This window comes from Pseudomonas sp. EL_65y_Pfl2_R96 (assembly GCF_963970905.1).
In the GTDB taxonomy this organism is placed as follows: domain Bacteria; phylum Pseudomonadota; class Gammaproteobacteria; order Pseudomonadales; family Pseudomonadaceae; genus Aquipseudomonas.
In genome coordinates this window covers 56,265-73,399 of the sequence record NZ_CAXAQH010000014.1, presented here as the reverse complement: position 1 = coordinate 73,399, position 17,135 = coordinate 56,265, and the positions used below count along the sequence as shown (strand labels likewise).

General features: G+C 58.7%; 15 protein-coding genes. 10 read left to right on the top strand and 5 right to left on the bottom strand.

The window, feature by feature from the left end; all coding sequences use genetic code 11:
- Positions 1-29: 29 nt before the first annotated feature.
- Both AACY49_RS16025 and AACY49_RS16020 read right to left on the bottom strand, forming a co-directional pair.
- Positions 30-350 carry a hypothetical protein gene (locus tag AACY49_RS16025; RefSeq protein WP_007895054.1) on the bottom strand — a complete coding sequence of 107 codons (321 nt, stop codon included), beginning with the start codon at positions 348-350 and terminating at the stop codon, positions 30-32.
- A 165-nt stretch (positions 351-515) separates the two neighbouring features.
- Positions 516-752, bottom strand: a complete 237-nt coding sequence (locus tag AACY49_RS16020) for a glutaredoxin family protein (RefSeq protein ID WP_258699831.1) — start codon at positions 750-752, stop codon at positions 516-518.
- Between the two features lie 209 nt (positions 753-961).
- On the opposite strand from AACY49_RS16020, the gene AACY49_RS16015 reads away from it, so the two are divergent.
- Complete coding sequence (locus tag AACY49_RS16015; RefSeq protein ID WP_258699830.1) at positions 962-2,674, top strand: cation:proton antiporter; 1,713 nt, start codon at positions 962-964, stop codon at positions 2,672-2,674.
- A 1-nt stretch (position 2,675) separates the two neighbouring features.
- Here AACY49_RS16015 and AACY49_RS16010 read toward each other — a convergent pair whose 3' ends face one another.
- Positions 2,676-3,884 (bottom strand): ammonium transporter, encoded by a 1,209-nt coding sequence (locus AACY49_RS16010; protein ID WP_339524985.1) that lies wholly within the window; start codon positions 3,882-3,884, stop codon positions 2,676-2,678.
- A 305-nt stretch (positions 3,885-4,189) separates the two neighbouring features.
- Between AACY49_RS16010 and AACY49_RS16005 the strand changes: the two genes are divergently transcribed.
- The 9 genes from AACY49_RS16005 (at position 4,190) to AACY49_RS15965 (ending at position 15,670) form a co-directional block, all read left to right on the top strand.
- Positions 4,190-4,504 (top strand): DUF883 family protein, encoded by a 315-nt coding sequence (locus AACY49_RS16005; RefSeq protein WP_258699828.1) that lies wholly within the window; start codon positions 4,190-4,192, stop codon positions 4,502-4,504.
- Between the two features lies 1 nt (position 4,505).
- Positions 4,506-4,895: a phage holin family protein gene (locus tag AACY49_RS16000; RefSeq protein WP_258699827.1), complete on the top strand. Its 390-nt coding sequence runs from the start codon at positions 4,506-4,508 to the stop codon at positions 4,893-4,895.
- Positions 4,892-5,233 carry a hypothetical protein gene (locus AACY49_RS15995; protein WP_258699826.1) on the top strand — a complete coding sequence of 114 codons (342 nt, stop codon included), beginning with the start codon at positions 4,892-4,894 and terminating at the stop codon, positions 5,231-5,233. The genes AACY49_RS16000 and AACY49_RS15995 overlap by 4 nt, the downstream gene beginning before the upstream one ends.
- A 124-nt stretch (positions 5,234-5,357) precedes the next feature.
- Positions 5,358-6,521 (top strand): EAL domain-containing protein, encoded by a 1,164-nt coding sequence (locus AACY49_RS15990; protein ID WP_258699825.1) that lies wholly within the window; start codon positions 5,358-5,360, stop codon positions 6,519-6,521.
- 113 nt (positions 6,522-6,634) lie between these two features.
- Positions 6,635-7,966: a deoxyguanosinetriphosphate triphosphohydrolase gene (locus AACY49_RS15985; protein WP_339524980.1), complete on the top strand. Its 1,332-nt coding sequence runs from the start codon at positions 6,635-6,637 to the stop codon at positions 7,964-7,966.
- A gap of 171 nt (positions 7,967-8,137) precedes the next feature.
- Positions 8,138-8,539: a response regulator gene (locus AACY49_RS15980; RefSeq protein WP_258699823.1), complete on the top strand. Its 402-nt coding sequence runs from the start codon at positions 8,138-8,140 to the stop codon at positions 8,537-8,539.
- 258 nt (positions 8,540-8,797) lie between these two features.
- The gene (locus AACY49_RS15975; RefSeq protein WP_258699822.1) at positions 8,798-9,424 is read left to right on the top strand and encodes a response regulator transcription factor; all 627 of its coding nucleotides are present in this window, start codon (positions 8,798-8,800) and stop codon (positions 9,422-9,424) included.
- 8 nt (positions 9,425-9,432) lie between these two features.
- Positions 9,433-12,675, top strand: a complete 3,243-nt coding sequence (locus AACY49_RS15970) for a transporter substrate-binding domain-containing protein (RefSeq protein WP_258699821.1) — start codon at positions 9,433-9,435, stop codon at positions 12,673-12,675.
- A 49-nt stretch (positions 12,676-12,724) separates the two neighbouring features.
- Entirely contained in the window at positions 12,725-15,670 is a 2,946-nt protein-coding gene (locus AACY49_RS15965; RefSeq protein WP_339524977.1) for an HD domain-containing phosphohydrolase, read from the top strand.
- Here AACY49_RS15965 and AACY49_RS15960 read toward each other — a convergent pair whose 3' ends face one another.
- Both AACY49_RS15960 and AACY49_RS15955 read right to left on the bottom strand, forming a co-directional pair.
- The gene (locus tag AACY49_RS15960; RefSeq protein WP_339524975.1) at positions 15,671-16,153 is read right to left on the bottom strand and encodes a GAF domain-containing protein; all 483 of its coding nucleotides are present in this window, start codon (positions 16,151-16,153) and stop codon (positions 15,671-15,673) included.
- A complete protein-coding gene (locus tag AACY49_RS15955; protein ID WP_258699818.1) occupies positions 16,150-17,040 on the bottom strand; it encodes an ATP-binding protein in 891 nt (296 codons plus the stop codon). Before AACY49_RS15955 ends, AACY49_RS15960 begins: the two co-directional genes overlap by 4 nt.
- Between the last annotated feature and the right edge of the window lie 95 nt (positions 17,041-17,135).

The following is a 17,135-nucleotide window of genomic DNA, read 5'->3' as shown; positions in this document are numbered from 1 at the left end:
GTGGCCGGAACGAACCTAGAAGAGAATCTTCAGGCCGGTATCGACTGCGTCCGGGCAGCCGCTTCGGTGAACTCCTTGAGCCAGCGCAGCACATCGACCGCTTCCCAGCGCCCCGGATCATAAAGCGCATACAGCAACCCCTGATAGCCCACGACATCCAGTTGTCGGTGATAACCCGCACGCTGGAACAAGGCTTCGATTTCGGCGAAACAGGTATTGAAATGCAGTTTGTTGAAGGGCGTTTTTCCTTCCGTGACCAGACCATCCAGACGTAATTCGAGGACAGCCTCGCGTACCACGTCCGCCGACATCCGGTTCACGCTGTTCTTCAATTGTTCGACATTGACCAAGGTTCATCCCTCTGACTTCCGGGATCGGCTGCCAAACCCGAAACAGAGAAAAGCATGGCAGGCAATCCGAGCTACTGTATGAACATACAGTAACCGAATAACCAACCTTTCGCCAATGGATGAAACAAGACCGCGACGGGTGGGGCATCGCCAGCAGCGTCAGGGTTAGCGCAGGAACGCCACCACCTGGTCGGCATCGAACGGCCAGCCCAACTCAGCGCCGGTATCGACCCGCCGTAACACCGGAATACGCAGACTGTAAGCTTCGAACCACGTTTCGTCGCCAGCGATATCCACCAGCTCCACCAGCAAACCGTTTTCGACAAAGGGCATCAGAAGTGCTTCGGCGACTTCACAAAGATGGCAACCAAGGGTGCCGAACAGACGACATTCAGGAAGCATGACGACAAGACCAAACGAAGTAAGCGCTCATTCTAGGCCCGCGATCAAAAGCCGTCGAGTCGATGGCCCAAGTGTCTGAGCAATGGCTGATTTCAAGAGATTTTGGCAAACTCCTGACGCACATCATTCACCTCGACTGTCATTTACACGATGCTCGCGTCTTTTTTGCCTCTACGCTTGAGTGGCCAGAACCCTCACCGGAGTTTTTTGTGTTTGCCAACCTGTTGATCATCCTCGCCTCCTCCCTGGTAGTGATTGCACTGTTCCAGCGCCTGCGATTGCCACCGGTGTTGGGCTATCTGTGCGTGGGACTGATGATCGGGCCGACAGCCTTCAACTGGGTAAATGAAAGCGAAGAGTTGCCCGACCTGGCCGAATTGGGCGTGGTGTTCTTGCTGTTCTCCCTGGGGCTTGAGTTTTCCCTGTCGAAAATGCTCGCACTGCGCCAGGTGGTATTTGGCCTGGGCAGCCTGCAAGTGCTGGGTTCCGGGATCGTGCTGGGGGCTTTGCTGATGCTGTTCGGCATGCCCACCACGCCGGCCCTGTTACTCGGCGCCGGTCTGGCGCTGTCGTCTACCGCCATTGTCAGCAAGGAGTTGAGCAGCCTGGGCGAGATTTTCAGCCGTCACGGCCAGAATGCCATTGCCGTGCTGTTGTTCCAGGACGTGGTCGCGGTGCTGCTGTTGACCCTGGTTCCGGTGTTCGCCGGCAGCAGCGACCAGGCCTGGTATTGGGCTCTGCCATTGACGCTGGGCAAGACGATAGTGCTATTCGCCGGTCTGCTGCTGGTCAGTCGCTGGTGCCTGCCACGGCTGTTCCATGAAGTCGCCGCGGCCCGGTCCGCGGAATTGTTCGTGCTGTTGGCGCTGGTGATCGTTCTGCTGACAGCCTGGCTGACTCACCTGCTCGGCCTCTCCCCTGCCCTGGGCGCCTTTCTCGCCGGCATGCTGCTGGGGGAAAGCCACTATCGGCATCAGATCGAGGCGGACATCCGTCCGTTCCGCGACATCCTGCTCGGGGTATTCTTCGTCAGTATCGGCATGCTGATCGACTTGCAGTTGTTTGCCAGCCACGGCCTGCTGATTCTCGGTCTGACGCTGGGGTTGCTGCTGATCAAAGGCACCCTGGTCGCGCTGCTGGTCAAATGGCGCGGCAGCGATCTCGAAACCGCCTGGCGCAGCGGCCTGGCATTGGCTCAGGGCGGCGAATTCTGCTTTGCCCTGATGGCGCAGATGCAGCAGAACAAACTGATGCCCGCCGACCTCGGCGGCCTGCTACTGGCCGCCACTTTCTGCTCGATGCTGATAACGCCTTTACTCCTGCGCGCCGCTCCCTACGTCGCCGCCCGCCTGCACCGCAAGCCCAACGAAGAAGCCGAACTCGAAGAAGTCAGCGCGCTCAACGCCGGCTTGCACAATCACGTAGTGATCTGTGGTTACGGTCGCGTAGGTCAGTCCATCGGGCGCTTCCTGCGTCATGTCCATCAACCTTACATTGCGCTGGACACCGACCCGGTGCGGGTTCAGGAAGCTGCCGTCAATGAAAGCGGTGTTCATTACGGCGACTCACGCCGCGGCGAATTGCTGATCGCAATAGGGTTGGAGCGCGCCAGATTGCTGGTGGTCGCCGTGGACAAGACGGACATTGCCCTGCTGATACTCAAGGAAGCACGCCGGTTCAACCCGACCGTGCCGATCCTGGTGCGCACCCGGGACGACAGTCAGTTGGCCGAGTTGAAGGCGGCCGGCGCCAGCGAAGTCGTGCCCGAGTTGCTGGAGTCGAGCCTGATGCTCGCCTCCCATGCGCTGATCATGCTGGGCATACCCGGCCAGCAGGTGCAAGACCGGGTCGATCAGGTACGGCATGACCGCTATCGCCTGCTGCACGGTTTTTACCCCGGCGCCGACGATGAAGAACGGTGACTCAATCCTGACTCACGGCACCGATCTTGTGCACCGACAAGTCCGCGCCGTAGTACTCCTCTTCCTGGCTCAGGCGCAGACCATGGAGCGCCTTGATCGCGCCGTATACCGCGAAGCCGCCGGCCAGCGCCACGACTACCCCCAAAGAGGTGCCGATCAACTGGCTGGTCAGGCTCACGCCCCCCAAACCACCCAAAGCGGTTTGACCGAAAATGCCGCAAGCGATCCCGCCCCAGACGCCACACAGACCATGCAAAGGCCAGACACCCAGCACATCGTCGATATGCCATTTGCCTTGAGCCGCGGTAAAACACCAGACAAACAGTGCCCCGGCGATGGCACCGGTCACCAACGCGCCCACCGGGTGCATCAGATCGGAGCCGGCGCAGATCGCCACCAACCCGGCCAACGGGCCGTTATGCAGGAAGCCCGGGTCATTACGCCCGACGATGAGAGCCGCCACCGTGCCGCCGACCATGGCCATCAACGAATTCACCGCCACCAGCCCGCTGACCCCTTGCAGGGTCTGGGCGCTCATTACGTTGAAGCCGAACCAGCCGACGATCAGGATCCACGACCCCAACGCCAGAAAGGGAATGCTCGACGGTGCGAATGCCACCAGTCGTCCGTCGCGATAACGACCTTGCCTCGGCCCGAGCAACAGCACCGCCGCGAGTGCCAGCCAGCCACCCATGGCGTGAACCACCACGGAGCCGGCGAAGTCATGGAAACTGGCGCCGAAGCGCTCCAGCAACCAGGCTTGCAGACCGAAGTTGCCGTTCCAGACCACGCCTTCGAAGAAGGGATAGATGAACGCCACGATCAGCGCCGTCGCACACAACTGCGGGACAAACCGGGCGCGCTCGGCGATGCCTCCGGAAATGATCGCCGGTATCGCCGCCGCAAAAGTCAGCAGAAAGAAGAACTTCACCAGCCCATAGCCATGGTCGGCAGTGATCACCGCCGCCGGTTGCATGAAACTGACCCCGTAGGAAATCCAATAGCCTATAAAGAAGTAGGCCAGGGTCGAAATGGCGAAGTCGCTGAGGATCTTCGACAAGGCGTTGACCTGGTTCTTTTGTCGAACCGTACCGACCTCGAGAAAAGCGAAACCGGCGTGCATGGCCAGAACCATGACCGCGCCGATAAGGACGAACAACGTGTTGGAGCTATGGACCAGACTGTCCACAGCACTTTGCAGATTTTCCATGGATTGGCAGACCTGAAGGCTGAAAAAAGCACCAAAGCAGTTCGCACAAATGGCCGACGCACCAAGTTGCAGCTCAACCAGATCGCAGTGCTGATCCGAATGAACCGCTTTGGCGCACAAGACCGCCGCCTCTGCGCGAGTTTTGATTGTTTGAGTTAGGGTTTTCCTGAAATCATGCCCGGCAACAGCGCAACGGCGCCGGCTGACGCACCACGACGTAGCAAAAGATGTACCAGTCATTTGTACTGAACCTTCGCGCAAGGCTCATACTCGAACGCTTCAGAAGCCACTTACGGAGATCACCAATGGCACGCATCAAGGCAAAGACTGCTCAAGAAATTCTGATGGAAGATTTTCAGACACTGGTCAACGACACCGAGCGGTTGCTGGAACACACCGCCTCACTGGCCGGTGATCAGGCCGATGAGCTGCGTGAGCAGATCCGCGACAGCCTGTTGCGTGCCAGGGAAACCCTGAAGCTGACCGAAGACTCCCTGCGCGAGCGCGGCAAAGCGGCTGTCACCGCCACGGAAGATTATGTCCAGGCCAACCCATGGCAATCGGTCGGAATCGCGGCCGGCGTGGGTTTCCTGATTGGTCTGCTGGCCACTCGGCGCTGATATGGCGATCGATGAATCCGGCTCGTCCGCGACGGGCACCCGCTCTTCATCGCGGCGTCTGGGTGCCGCGTTTCTTGGATTGCTGCACAGCCATGTCGAACTGTTCGGCATCGAACTGCAGGAGCAGAAAGCACGCACCGTAAGCCTGTTGCTGTTTGCAGGCCTGACGCTGGTCTTTACCTTGTTGTTGCTGGTGGGCTTGTCAACGCTGGTGTTGATCCTGTTTTGGGACACCTATCGCCTGGCAGCAATTATCGGGCTCTGTGTGTTCTATACCCTCGCAGCGTTGTTCTGTGCGATGCGTTTGAGAGCAGCGATTTTCGATGAGTCCTCGCCCTTCCATGGCACCCTGGAAGAGTTGGCCAATGATCGGGAGCGCCTGTTGCCATGAGCCTGCCAGAACTCCCCCGCAACAGTTCACGCACGGAAATGCGCAAGGCGCTGATCCGCCTGCGCATGGAAATGCATCGCCAGGAAATTCGCCACGAATCCCAACAACTGCTGCAGCCCCTGCAACGGGTGCGTGACATGACGCAGAACCTGCAAGACGGCTTCGGCATCAAACACGCTCCGCTCTGGGGCATCGCGGCCGTAATCGGGTTGGGCTTTCTGACCGGCAAGGGTGCCAAGGGCGGCGGTATCGGCAGCCTGACTCGGCTGGTTCGCCTGGGCGCCACGCTGGGGCCTCTGATCAAGCTGATCATGCAGAGTTCTTCGCGCAAAGACTAAATCAGCCCTGTCTGGCTGCATTCTTGCAATACCACCGGGATTAACCTCTTTATCGAGAGGTTGATCCTGCGTGCCTACCGGGTGACCAGGTTTATCCAGAATAAGACCTTACTAAGGAGGCCTCGTGATCGACGGGCAACCGCTCGCCTGCTTTCAGCCGTTCATCGATACCGCCACAGGCCGAATCGCTGGCGTCGAAGCGTTGGGTCGACTGCGTCAGGCCGACGGTCAACTGACCTCGGTGGGGCCGCTGTTCGCTGACCCGCGAACTCCCGCCATCGCCCTGCGTCGTCTCGATCGCCAGATACGCGATAACGCCCTGAGCCGTCTGCATGAAGCGCCCTCGGACTGGTTTCTGAGCCTGAACATCTCCCCGCGCTGGATCAGCCGCTTGCGCCGGGACCAGGCACTGCCGAGCCTCAAGCAACTGAGCAGGCATGGCGTCGACGTGCAGCGAATCGTCTTCGAGATCACCGAACTGGGCGGCGACAGCCAGCGGCTGGCCGAAGTCGTGGCCCGCTATCGCCAAGCCGGGGCGCGGATCGCCATCGATGATTTCGGCGCAGGTTACTCTCAGCTCGATCGCGTACTGGCTCTGCAACCGGACATCCTCAAGCTCGACATGCGGCTGTTCCAGGCCGCCGCGTTGGGCGGTCCCAGCAGCGAGGTGGTGAAGGCGCTGGCGCAAATGGCGGAAAAAACCGGTTGCTGGATCATCGCCGAAGGCGTGGAAACCGAAGCTCAACTGAATTTTGCCCTGGAGTGTGGTTCACGCTACGTACAGGGTTTTCTGTTCGCCCGGGCGCAAGCGGACTTCTTCGCCACAGACGCCTTTGTCGAGCGCTTCGCGCAACTGCGCCAACGTTATGTTCAGCAAAAACTGGCTGAGCGCGCTCGCCTGATGATCATGCGCCAGCAACTCAGTGAACTGATGGCCATCCTGCAAGCCTGGGCTCAGGCCAGCGCGCCCCTCAGTGCCTTGCCGCAACTGGAGGCGTTTCCCTGGCTGTTGCGATTTTATCAATGCGACCGCCACGGCACGCAGTTGACCCCCAACCTGGAATGGCGCAACAACGGCTGGGAAGCCGATAGCCGCTACCTGGGCCATAACTGGTCGTGGCGCCCGTATTTTTATCACTTGCTGGCCGAGGGTTGGGATGAGCGTCGCCTGACGCTTTCCAACACCTACCGCGACGCCACCAGCAATCAGTACTGCCTCACTGCTGGGCAGTTTTTCGATAACGGCGAACGGCTGCTGCTCATCGATATCGACGCCGCAGGGCTCTAGGGGGGCGTTGCCTCGGTGTGGAAACTAATTGAGAACGCCCCCCTGGTTCTCCTTGCAGGTACTGGCGCGAACCGGGAAGCTAGAAGATCAGTCACCTGACGGAGAAACCAGCCTTGGATTGGCACACCCTGCTTACCCGCGAACGCCTCGGAAAACCTGTGCACAGCCCGCAAGAGCTCGGCCGCAGTCCTTTCCATAAAGACCACGACCGGATCATTTTCTCGGGCGCGTTTCGCCGTCTCGGGCGCAAGACCCAGGTCCATCCGGTCTCCAGCAACGATCACATCCACACGCGCCTGACCCACTCGCTGGAAGTCAGCTGCGTCGGTCGTTCGCTGGGTATGCGCGTCGGTGAAACCATCCGCGGCGCCCTGCCCGACTGGTGCGAGCCGAGCGACCTGGGGATGGTGGTGCAATCGGCTTGCCTGGCCCACGACATCGGCAATCCACCCTTCGGCCACTCCGGCGAAGACGCTATCCGCCATTGGTTCCAGCAGGCCGCAGGCCGTGGCTGGCTAGACGCAATGAGCGAAGCCGAACGCAATGACTTCCTGAATTTCGAAGGTAATGCCCAAGGTTTCCGGGTGCTCACCCAGCTTGAATACCATCAGTTCGAAGGGGGTACCCGGCTGACCTACGCCACCCTGGGCACCTACCTGAAATACCCGTGGACTGCTCGGCACGCCGACTCACTGGGGTACAAGAAGCACAAGTTCGGCTGTTATCAGAGCGAATTGCCGCTGCTGGAACAGATCGCTCAAAAACTCGGCCTGCCCCAACTGGAGGAACAGCGCTGGGCGCGCCATCCGCTGGTGTATCTGATGGAGGCCGCCGACGACATCTGCTACGCGCTGATCGATCTGGAAGACGGCCTGGAGATGGAGTTGCTGGAGTACGCCGAAGTCGAGTCCCTGCTGCTGGATCTGGTGGGTGACGATCTCCCGGAAACCTATCGCCAGCTCGGTCCAAAGGATTCGCGTCGGCGCAAACTGGCGATCCTGCGAGGCAAAGCCATCGAACACCTGACCAACGCAGCGGCCCGAGCCTTCGTCGAGCAACAGGATGCGCTGCTGGCCGGCACGCTGCCGGGCGACCTTGTGGAACACATGCATGGCCCCGCCAAACGCTGCGTCTTGAATGCCAAGGACATGGCGCGCAAAAAAATCTTCCAGGACAAACGCAAGACGCTCCACGAAATCGGCGCCTACACCACCCTGGAAATCCTGCTCAACGCCTTTTGCGGTGCAGCACTTGAGCAGCACAACGGTCGTACGCCATCCTTCAAGAACCGCCGCATACTCGACCTGCTGGGCAACAATGCGCCCGATCCCCATGGCCCTTTACATACCTCGTTCTTACGCATGATTGATTTCATCGCCGGCATGACCGACAGCTATGCCAGTGAAATGGCGCTGGAAATGACCGGTCGTTCAAGCCACGGATAACAGTGCATCGATCAGCCGCGTCAGCGACGTCTGAACGGCTGATCGAATGTCTCGACATTCATCTGTATTTCAACATCGACAGAATCGCCCTACACCTTGTGCAGAGCTGACTGATCGATTGTTCGGCCGTCTCGCGAAACAATTGCACACCCACTGCTCGACAGATGAAGCATGAAAACTCCTACGTTCAAACACGATTGGCACATATTGCTGGTGGAAGATCATCCATTTCAGCTGAGAGCGACTCAATACCTGCTCGAGAGTTACGGCTTCACCCAACTGACCACCACTGACAGTGCCGAAGGCGCCTTGCAACAAATGCTCAAGGCTGCGCAGCCGTTCGATATTCTTCTGTGCGACCAATGCCTGCCCGACCTTCCAGGCCTTGACTTGATCGAGTTCGCCAGTCACCGGGGAATGATCAGACAGGCCATACTTTTGAGCAGCCTGACATCCGTTGAGCTGGACAAACTTAAAACCATGGCCAACGAACATGGATTGCCCTTGCTGGGTTACTTGATCAAGCCATTGAAACAATCAGACTTTAGAAACTTGTTGACCTTGGCCTCATGATAAAAACACCAAAACTCACACACACTAAAACCATGACCAGCATACAGATTAAAACTTATAGCCCAACGCTTCCTGCCTCTTGACTGCCTCTAGCAAACTTTCACCCTTCCTCATGCAAAACCTAGTTGACACGTAGCCCCATTCTTCTTCGGATGTAGGATTTTTCCTATATTGCTGCTACAGGCCTGTCAGCTCATGCGGCCCCTCAACTACTGAGCTAAGGTGCGCGCTTTATTTGTGCACGTATGGGATTTGATTATGAACTCCGTTTTTATTGTCGACGATCACCCTGTCATCCGCCTTGCCGTTCGAATGCTGCTGGAACATGAAGGTTACAAAGTCGTGGGCGAAACTGACAATGGCGTCGATGCCATGCAGATGGTGCGCGAATGCATGCCCGACCTGATCATCCTCGACATCAGTATCCCCAAACTGGATGGGCTGGAAGTGCTCTCCCGTTTCAACGCAATGAGTACACCATTAAAAACACTGATATTAACCGCACAATGCCCAAAACTTTTCGGTATTCGCTGCATGCAATCCGGTGCGTCGGGGTATGTATGCAAACAGGAAGAACTCAGTGAACTGGTGAGTGCGATCAAAGCGGTCTTATCAGGTTACAACTATTTCCCCAGCCAGGCCTTGAACCCTGTTCGTAGTGACGACGCAAGGTGGGCTGACCTGGAACTATTCAAATCCGTTAACGATCGAGAGCTGATGGTATTACAACTTTTTGCCCAAGGTCGTACCAACAAGGAAATTGCCAAGGGCATGTTTCTCAGCAACAAGACTGTCAGCACCTATAAAAAACGACTCATGCAGAAACTCAAAGCCAAATCCCTGGTTGAACTCATCGACATGGCAAAACGTAACGCGTTAGTGTGAGAAACAGGATGCCCAGTCGTTTGAAGGATTATCTAAAACTCACGGTCGCGGGTTTATGCCTGAGCACCTCGGTGCTCGCGGCGCAGACGACCAGCGAAAACTACACCTTGCTCAGTCGCTCAACGGCCGGGCACATGGAAGTCCAACTGGATATTTCACAACGACAATGGGTTAAAGACAAACGTGAATTGATCCTGGGTACGTCGGCCCCGGATTATCCTCCTTTCGACCTGACCCTCAGTGGCCAAGACTACGAAGGTTTCACCGCCGATTACGCAGGCATCCTCGGCAACGTTACGGGGTTGCCCATTAAAGTTCAGCGCTTCGCGTCCCGAGGGGCCGCGATCGAGGCGCTGGAAAAAGGCCAGGTCGACATGCTCGGCACCGCCAATGGGTTCGAGGCCGACAATGCCGACATTGCGCTGTCCATACCTTATGCGGCGGATCAACCCGTACTGGTGACACGAGAAGGAGAAACCAGGTCGCTGACCGATGGTCTTGCCGGCCTGCGGCTTAGCATGGTGTATCACTACCTGCCTCTGGATGAGGTCAGGGCGCTGTATCCGAAGGCAATCATCACGTCCTACCCGTCCTACCAGAATGCAATCAACGCGGTTGCCTTCGACCAGGCCGACGTTTTTCTCGGTGACACCATTTCCACCCATTACATGATCAACAAGGGGTATCTGAACAACATCCGCATGGCCAACTTCGGTAAACACGAAGCCCATGGCTTCAGCTTTGCCGTGCAAAAGGACAACCCGGATCTGCTCGGGATCATCAACGCGGTACTCAAGGCCATCCCCACCAGCGAGCGAGAAAACATCGCCAAACGCTGGAGTGCCGGCAGCGACATTCTTCTCACCGATCACAAACTGCAACTCAGCCACCGCGAAGAACGCTGGCTGGCGCAACATCCGGTCGTGCGGGTGGTGGTCAATGAAGCGTTTGCGCCCCTGACGTTTTTCGACAGTGACGGCAACTTTCGGGGTGTCACGGCCGACCTGCTCGAGCTGATCAGGTTGCGTACCGGTTTACGCTTCGAGATCCAGCGCAGCCGAAGCGATGACGAGATGATCGAGCAGATCGGCAACCATCAGGCCGACCTGATCGCCGCCCTGCTCCCCAGCGCACAGCGTGAAACGATGTTGAACTTCAGCCGCCCTTATCTGGAAAACTCCTTTGTCCTGCTGACACGCAAAGCGGCCGACAGCCCGACAAACCTCACGCAACTACAAGACAAACGTCTGGCCATTGCCCAGGGCAATCCACTGGTGGATTACCTGCGCAGCGAGTTTCCGCGAATCCACCTGATTGAAACCCCGGACACGTTCAGTGCCGTGGAGTTGCTCGTCGAAGGACAGGCAGAAGGTGCGGTGAACTCACTGGTGATCGCCAACTACTTCATCTCATCGCGAATCTTCGAGCAGGCACTTCAGATCAGCACCACCATCGGCACCCAACAGGCGGCGTTTTCCCTGGCTACCGGGCGCGACGCCAAAGAACTGAATGCCATCCTCGACAAGGCACTGCTGAGCATCGCACCGGAAGAGCTGGGCATCATCAACAACCGCTGGCGTGGTTATTCGGCGGCCTCGCAAAGTACCTGGCGCAACTATCACCGAGTGTTCTATCAGATCGTTACCGGTGCCGGCGTGTTATTGCTGATATCCGTTGCCTGGAACGCCTGTATGAGACGCCAGATAAAACAGCGGCAGGCGGCGAAAGAGCGTGCCGATGAAGCCAACCGAGCCAAGAGTACCTTTCTGGCGACCATGAGTCATGAGATCCGCACGCCGATGAATGCAATCATCGGCATGCTCGAACTGACACTCAAACGGATTGATCATAGCCATGCGGATCGACCGGCCATCGAGGTCGCGTACAACTCGGCGAAAGATCTGCTGGAGCTGATCGGGGACATTCTCGACATTGCGCGTATCGAATCCGGGCGTCTGAGCCTGAGCCCGGAACGCGTCAATCTGGCTGAAAGCGTAGCCTCGGTGGTGCGGATCTTCGACGGACTGGCCCGGCAGAAAAATCTCGAACTGCGACTGGAATTCAACCCAGCCAAACCGGCGACCGATGTCCTGTTGGACCCGATGCGCTTCAAGCAGGTGCTGTCCAACCTGGTCAGCAATGCCATCAAGTTTACGCAACAGGGTCAGGTCAGGATCAGCGTCGAGCTGCAACCGACCGACGAGCCCGACCGGGTTCTGTTGCAGTTGCAGGTTGAGGACAGTGGCGCGGGGATCGGCGAGCAGGATCAACAACGGCTGTTCGAGCCTTTCGCTCAGGCCGAAAACGCCGGACAGTTACCCAGAGGCGGTACGGGGTTGGGCCTGGTGATCAGCCGTAATCTGTGCGAAATGATGGGCGGTAGCCTGCAATTGAGCAGCCAGCCGGGAGTCGGCACGCAGGTCCGGGTTTCGCTGAATCTGGCAACCCTGCCACCTGAACGGATGCCGGAAATTGCCGAGCCGCACATTCACCCCAGCACTGCCCCCTTGAACGTTCTGGTGGTCGATGATCACCCGGCCAATCGCTTGCTCATGTGCCAGCAACTGGAATTTCTGGGGCATCGGTTCAACGTCGCAGCGGATGGTCAGGCGGGGCTCGAGGCATGGAAGGCTCAGCCATTCGACCTGGTGATTGCCGATTGCAACATGCCGATCATGAATGGATATGACATGGCCCGTGCCATTCGCCAACACGAACAGCACATGCAGCGCCCTCCCTGTACCGTTCTGGGTTTTACCGCCAACGCGCAGCCAGAGGAAAAACAACGCTGCAAACAAGCCGGGATGGACGATTGCCTGTTCAAACCCCTCAGCCTGACAACCTTGAACCAATGGATCGAAGGCATTGCGCCGACGGTCCGCAACCCGGCCTTCAGTCTGGAAGGGCTGCACCTGTTGACCGGAGGCAACCCGACACTGAACCGACGATTGTTGACCGAGCTGCTGAGCAGCAACCGCCTGGACCGGCAAACTCTGCTGGCGTTGTCCCAATCAAAGGACCGGCAGTCACTCCTGGACATCGCCCACAAAATCAAAGGTGCAGCCAGAATCGTCCAGGCCTCCCGACTGATCGACAGCTGCGAGGCACTCGAAAAGGCTTGCAATAACAGGCTCCACTACGACGAAGTGGCCGATTGCAGCAAGTCCATGGTGCGTGCCATGCTCGAACTGGAGCAAGCATTGCACCAACAGATGGGGCACCACGACAAAAGCACAATGACAGAGCGTTAACTATGCTTGAAGGCTGAGCAGTGTGTTCATCATCATGGAGAAAGCTGCAATGCCCAACCCACTGCGCCCGGATCAACGCCGGTTTCCCCTGCACATCCATATCAGTGTGATGTTCACCTTCCTGTTGTTGCTGACCGGGGTGGTGTTGGGCATTTTCAATTATCGGCAAACCACCCAGATCATTCTTTCCAGCAGCGAAAAGCTCTTCAACCGCATCGAGCAGGATGTCCGTCTGGACCTGCATCGCACCTATGAGCCAATTCGTCATCTGCTGAGCTTGCTGGCGGACAATCCGGCGACCCAGGCGCCCGACCTTGAGCAGCGCCTGGTGTTGCTCAAGCCCTTCAGCCAATCGCTCCAGGACAACCCCGATCTGGCCTCGCTGTACCTGGGCTACGGCAATGGTGACTTTTTCATGGTGCGTCCCCTGCGCACCGACGCCCTGAAAACGCAAGTCAAGGCACCGGACACCGCGGCGTATCAGGTATGGAGCATCGAGCACCCAAGCAGCGGTCAGGCCCACTCCCAATCATTGTTTTTCGATCAGAACCTGGCCCTCATCAGCCGCCAGGACAACCCCGACGAAACCTACGATCCCCGTAGCCGCGCCTGGTTCTCCAGCGCCCGCGGCGAGCGTGATCAGATCACCACCGAACCCTATCTTTTTTTCTCCACCCACAACGTCGGCACCACTCTGGCCCGGCGCAGTGGCGAGCATGCAGTGATGGGGGCCGACCTTACGCTGGCTGAACTGTCGGCGACCTTGGCCAAACATGTGGTGACCCCCAGTACCGAAATTGTTCTGTTCGACGCCGAGGGAGATGCCATTGCCTACCCCGACAGCAGCAAACTGATCGTCGACGACCAGACTGCCCGGCTGATCAAAGCCGCTGACCTGAGCCCCAGCCTCGCGGCCCTGCTCAGCAGCCCCCCCGAGGTCAATCGCCTGAACGCCGTGAGTCGTCAATGGATCGTGGCGCGCAGCAGCATGCAGGAGGGTGGCCCGCAGGGACTGCAGCTGGCGCTACTGGTGCCGGAGGACGAATTGCTCGTCGACGCCTACCGCATGCGTTGGCAAGGCGCGCTGATTACCCTGGCGACACTGCTGTTGTGCCTGCCCATGGGTTGGCTGACCTCGAGAATCCTTGTCAAACCCTTGCATGCCCTGGTGCAGGAAGCCGATGCGATTCGCAGTTTCGATTTCAATTTTCCGGCCACCCGTCGCTCGCCGGTGCTTGAAGTCGACCAACTGAGCGTGTCGATGGCGCGCATGAAAGACACCCTGGCGAGCTTTTTCCGGATCACCGACAGCCTGAGCGCCGAGACCCGTTTCGCCCCCTTGCTGCAACGGGTGTTGTTTGAAACCGTGCAGATCGCCCAGGCCCAGGCCGGTCTGCTCTACCTGCGTGAAAATGATGACGATCGTGTGGAGCCTCATGCTCTGGTTATCAACGGTAGCTCACAGGCATTGCCGTCATTCGACCTTCAAGGACACAGTCCTCAGGAGCCGCAGAGCCCTCAATGGATGCAGACGCTGTCAACCGCCGACAATGTTGTCACCACTCTGGGTTTCGAACAGGCGGGGGATTTGCAGAAGGTTTTGCTCGCGCTGGAGTGCCCACGGGTTCATCTGATCGGTATTCGACTGCACAATCGTCATAACGAAACCGTGGGCCTGCTGGTCCTGCTGCTGACCGACAGCGGCACGCAGGATGACCTGGATAAACTTCGCCCCGATCGCATCGCGTTTCTCCAGGCGGTTTCCGGCGCAGCCGCCGTGAGCATCGAAAGTCAGCGTCTGCAAGCCAGACAGAAACAACTGCTGGACTCCTTCATTCAATTGCTGGCCGGCGCAATCGATGCCAAGAGTCCCTATACCGGCGGGCACTGCCAGCGGGTGCCGGCACTGACGCTGATGTTGGCGCAGGCTGCCGCGGCCAGTCAGGACCCGGCTTTCAGTAGCTATCAGCCCACCGAAGATGAGTGGGAAGCCCTGCATATCGCCGCCTGGCTTCACGACTGCGGCAAAGTCACTACCCCTGAATACGTGGTCGACAAAGCCACGAAGCTTGAGACCCTGAACGACCGCATCCATGAAATTCGCACCCGCTTCGAAGTCCTCAAGCGTGACGCCTGGATCAACTATTGGCAGGCCATCGCCCTGGGGGGGGACGAGCCGCATCTGGGGCAATTGCGCAATGCGAACCTGGCGGCGCTGGACGATGATTTCGCGTTCGTAGCCCGCTGCAACCAGGGCAGCGAGGCCATGGCCGAGGCCGATCTGCAACGGCTGAACACCATCGCCCAACGCACCTGGACCCGAACCCTGGATGATCGGCTTGGTGTTTCGTGGGAAGAGAACCGGCGCCAGGCCCGGACCCCGGCGGCGCCCCTGCCGGTCAGCGAGCCGCTGTTGGCGGATAAACCCGAGCATCTGCTTGAGCGCGCCGACAGCGAACTGATCCCGGCCGACAACCCTTGGGGGTTCAAGCTCGACGTGCCGCGCTACAAGTACAACCGGGGCGAACTCTATAACCTGAGCATCACCCGAGGCACCCTGACCCGCGAGGAGCGTTACGTCATCAATCACCACATGGTGCAGACGATCCTGATGCTCAGCCACCTGCCCTTCCCCGGCCACCTCAACAACGTTTCGGAGATCGCCGGTGGCCACCACGAAAAAATGGACGGTTCCGGTTATCCGAAACGGTTGAAGCGCGAAGACATGAGCCTGCCAGCGCGGATGATGGCGATTGCCGATATTTTCGAAGCGTTGACCGCCGCCGATCGCCCCTACAAAAAGGCCAAGTCCTTGAGCGAAGCGCTGAGCATCATGGCCACCATGTGCCGCGACGCTCACATCGACCCCGAGTTGTTCGGGCTGTTCATCAACGACGAAGTTTACTTGCAGTACGCCAGTCGCTTCCTCGATCCACGACAGATCGATGCCGTCGACCCGTCAAGCCTGCTGATCAAGGCCGGCTTGACGGCCTGATCAGCAATCGGTCAGGCGCAGGAAAATCGCCGCCAGCTGCTCGATCCCGGCCTGATCGTCAGCGGTAAAACGCGCGAGTTTCGGGCTATCGAGGTCCAGCACGCCGATCAGTCGACCGCCCTTGACCAGCGGCACCACCAGCTCGCTGTTCGAGGCGCTGTCGCAGGCGATGTGCCCGGGAAATGCGTGTACGTCTTCGACCCGTTGAGTCTGCAAGGTGGCCGCCGCCGCCCCGCACACGCCGCGACCGAACGGAATCCGTACGCAGGCGATCTGCCCCTGAAACGGGCCAAGCACCAGTTCTTCGTTGCGATTAAGGTAGAAACCAGCCCAGTTCAGGTCATCGAGCTGGTTGAACAGAAACGCCGAAAATTGCGCGGCGTTGGCGATAAAATCACGCTCGTCCGCCAGCAACGATTCCAGCTGCGCACACAGCATGCCATAGCCCTCAAGGCCCTGGCCGCTCTTTTGCAAATCGATCATGCCTTATGCTCCAACAACTTTAGCCCGACCCAATAGCGGGCAAATTGATACGCGCAACGTCCGTTGCGATTACCCCGGCCCGTGGCCCAGCGCACCGCGAGGATGTCCAGCGCTTCGTCACGCTGCCACTCAAGGCCGGCCTTGTCGGCCAGTTGGCCGATCCAGTGCTCGACAACGTTGAGGAAATGCTCCTGAGTAAACGGATAGAACGACAGCCACAGACCAAAACGGTCCGACAGTGCAATCTTGTCCTCCACCGCCTCATTGGGATGGAGCTCGCCATCGACCCTTTTCCAGTTTTCGTTATCGCTTTCCTTTTCCGGCACCAGATGGCGGCGGTTGGAAGTGGCGTACAGCAGAACGTTGTCCGGTGCCTGCTCGAGGGAGCCATCGAGTACGCTTTTGAGCACGCGATAATCGCCCTCGCCCGACTCGAACGACAGATCATCACAGAACAGCACGAAACGCTGGGGCAGCCTGGCGATCTGCTCGACCACGCGCGGCAAGTCCGCCAGGTGATCGCGCTCGATCTCGATCAGCCGCAGGCCGCTCTTGGCGTGTTCCGACAGCAAGGCGCGCACCAGCGACGATTTACCGGTGCCTCGCGCGCCCCAGAGCAAAGCGTGGTTGGCGGGCATGCCATCGAGAAACTGTTGAGTGTTTCGGCCCAGTTGCTCAAGTTGCCGGTCAACGCCAATCAGGTCGGACAGGCGCATATCGAGGCTGACTTGCAACGGCAACAGAAAACCGTTGCGCCCCTCGCGTTGCCAGCGCGCGGCCAGGCAGTGCGTCCAGTCGATGGCCTGCCGCGGCGCGGGCAGCAGCGGTTCGATACGGGCCAGAACGGCATCGGCGCGTTCAAGAAAAGCATTCAATCGGGAATCCACGTCTTCTCCTCGGGCACGTTCACAGTAATGATGGCGGTACAGCGACGAAACGCAGGGGCCGATGCCCGGCCTGCACCCCGTACAGGTATTTCGCG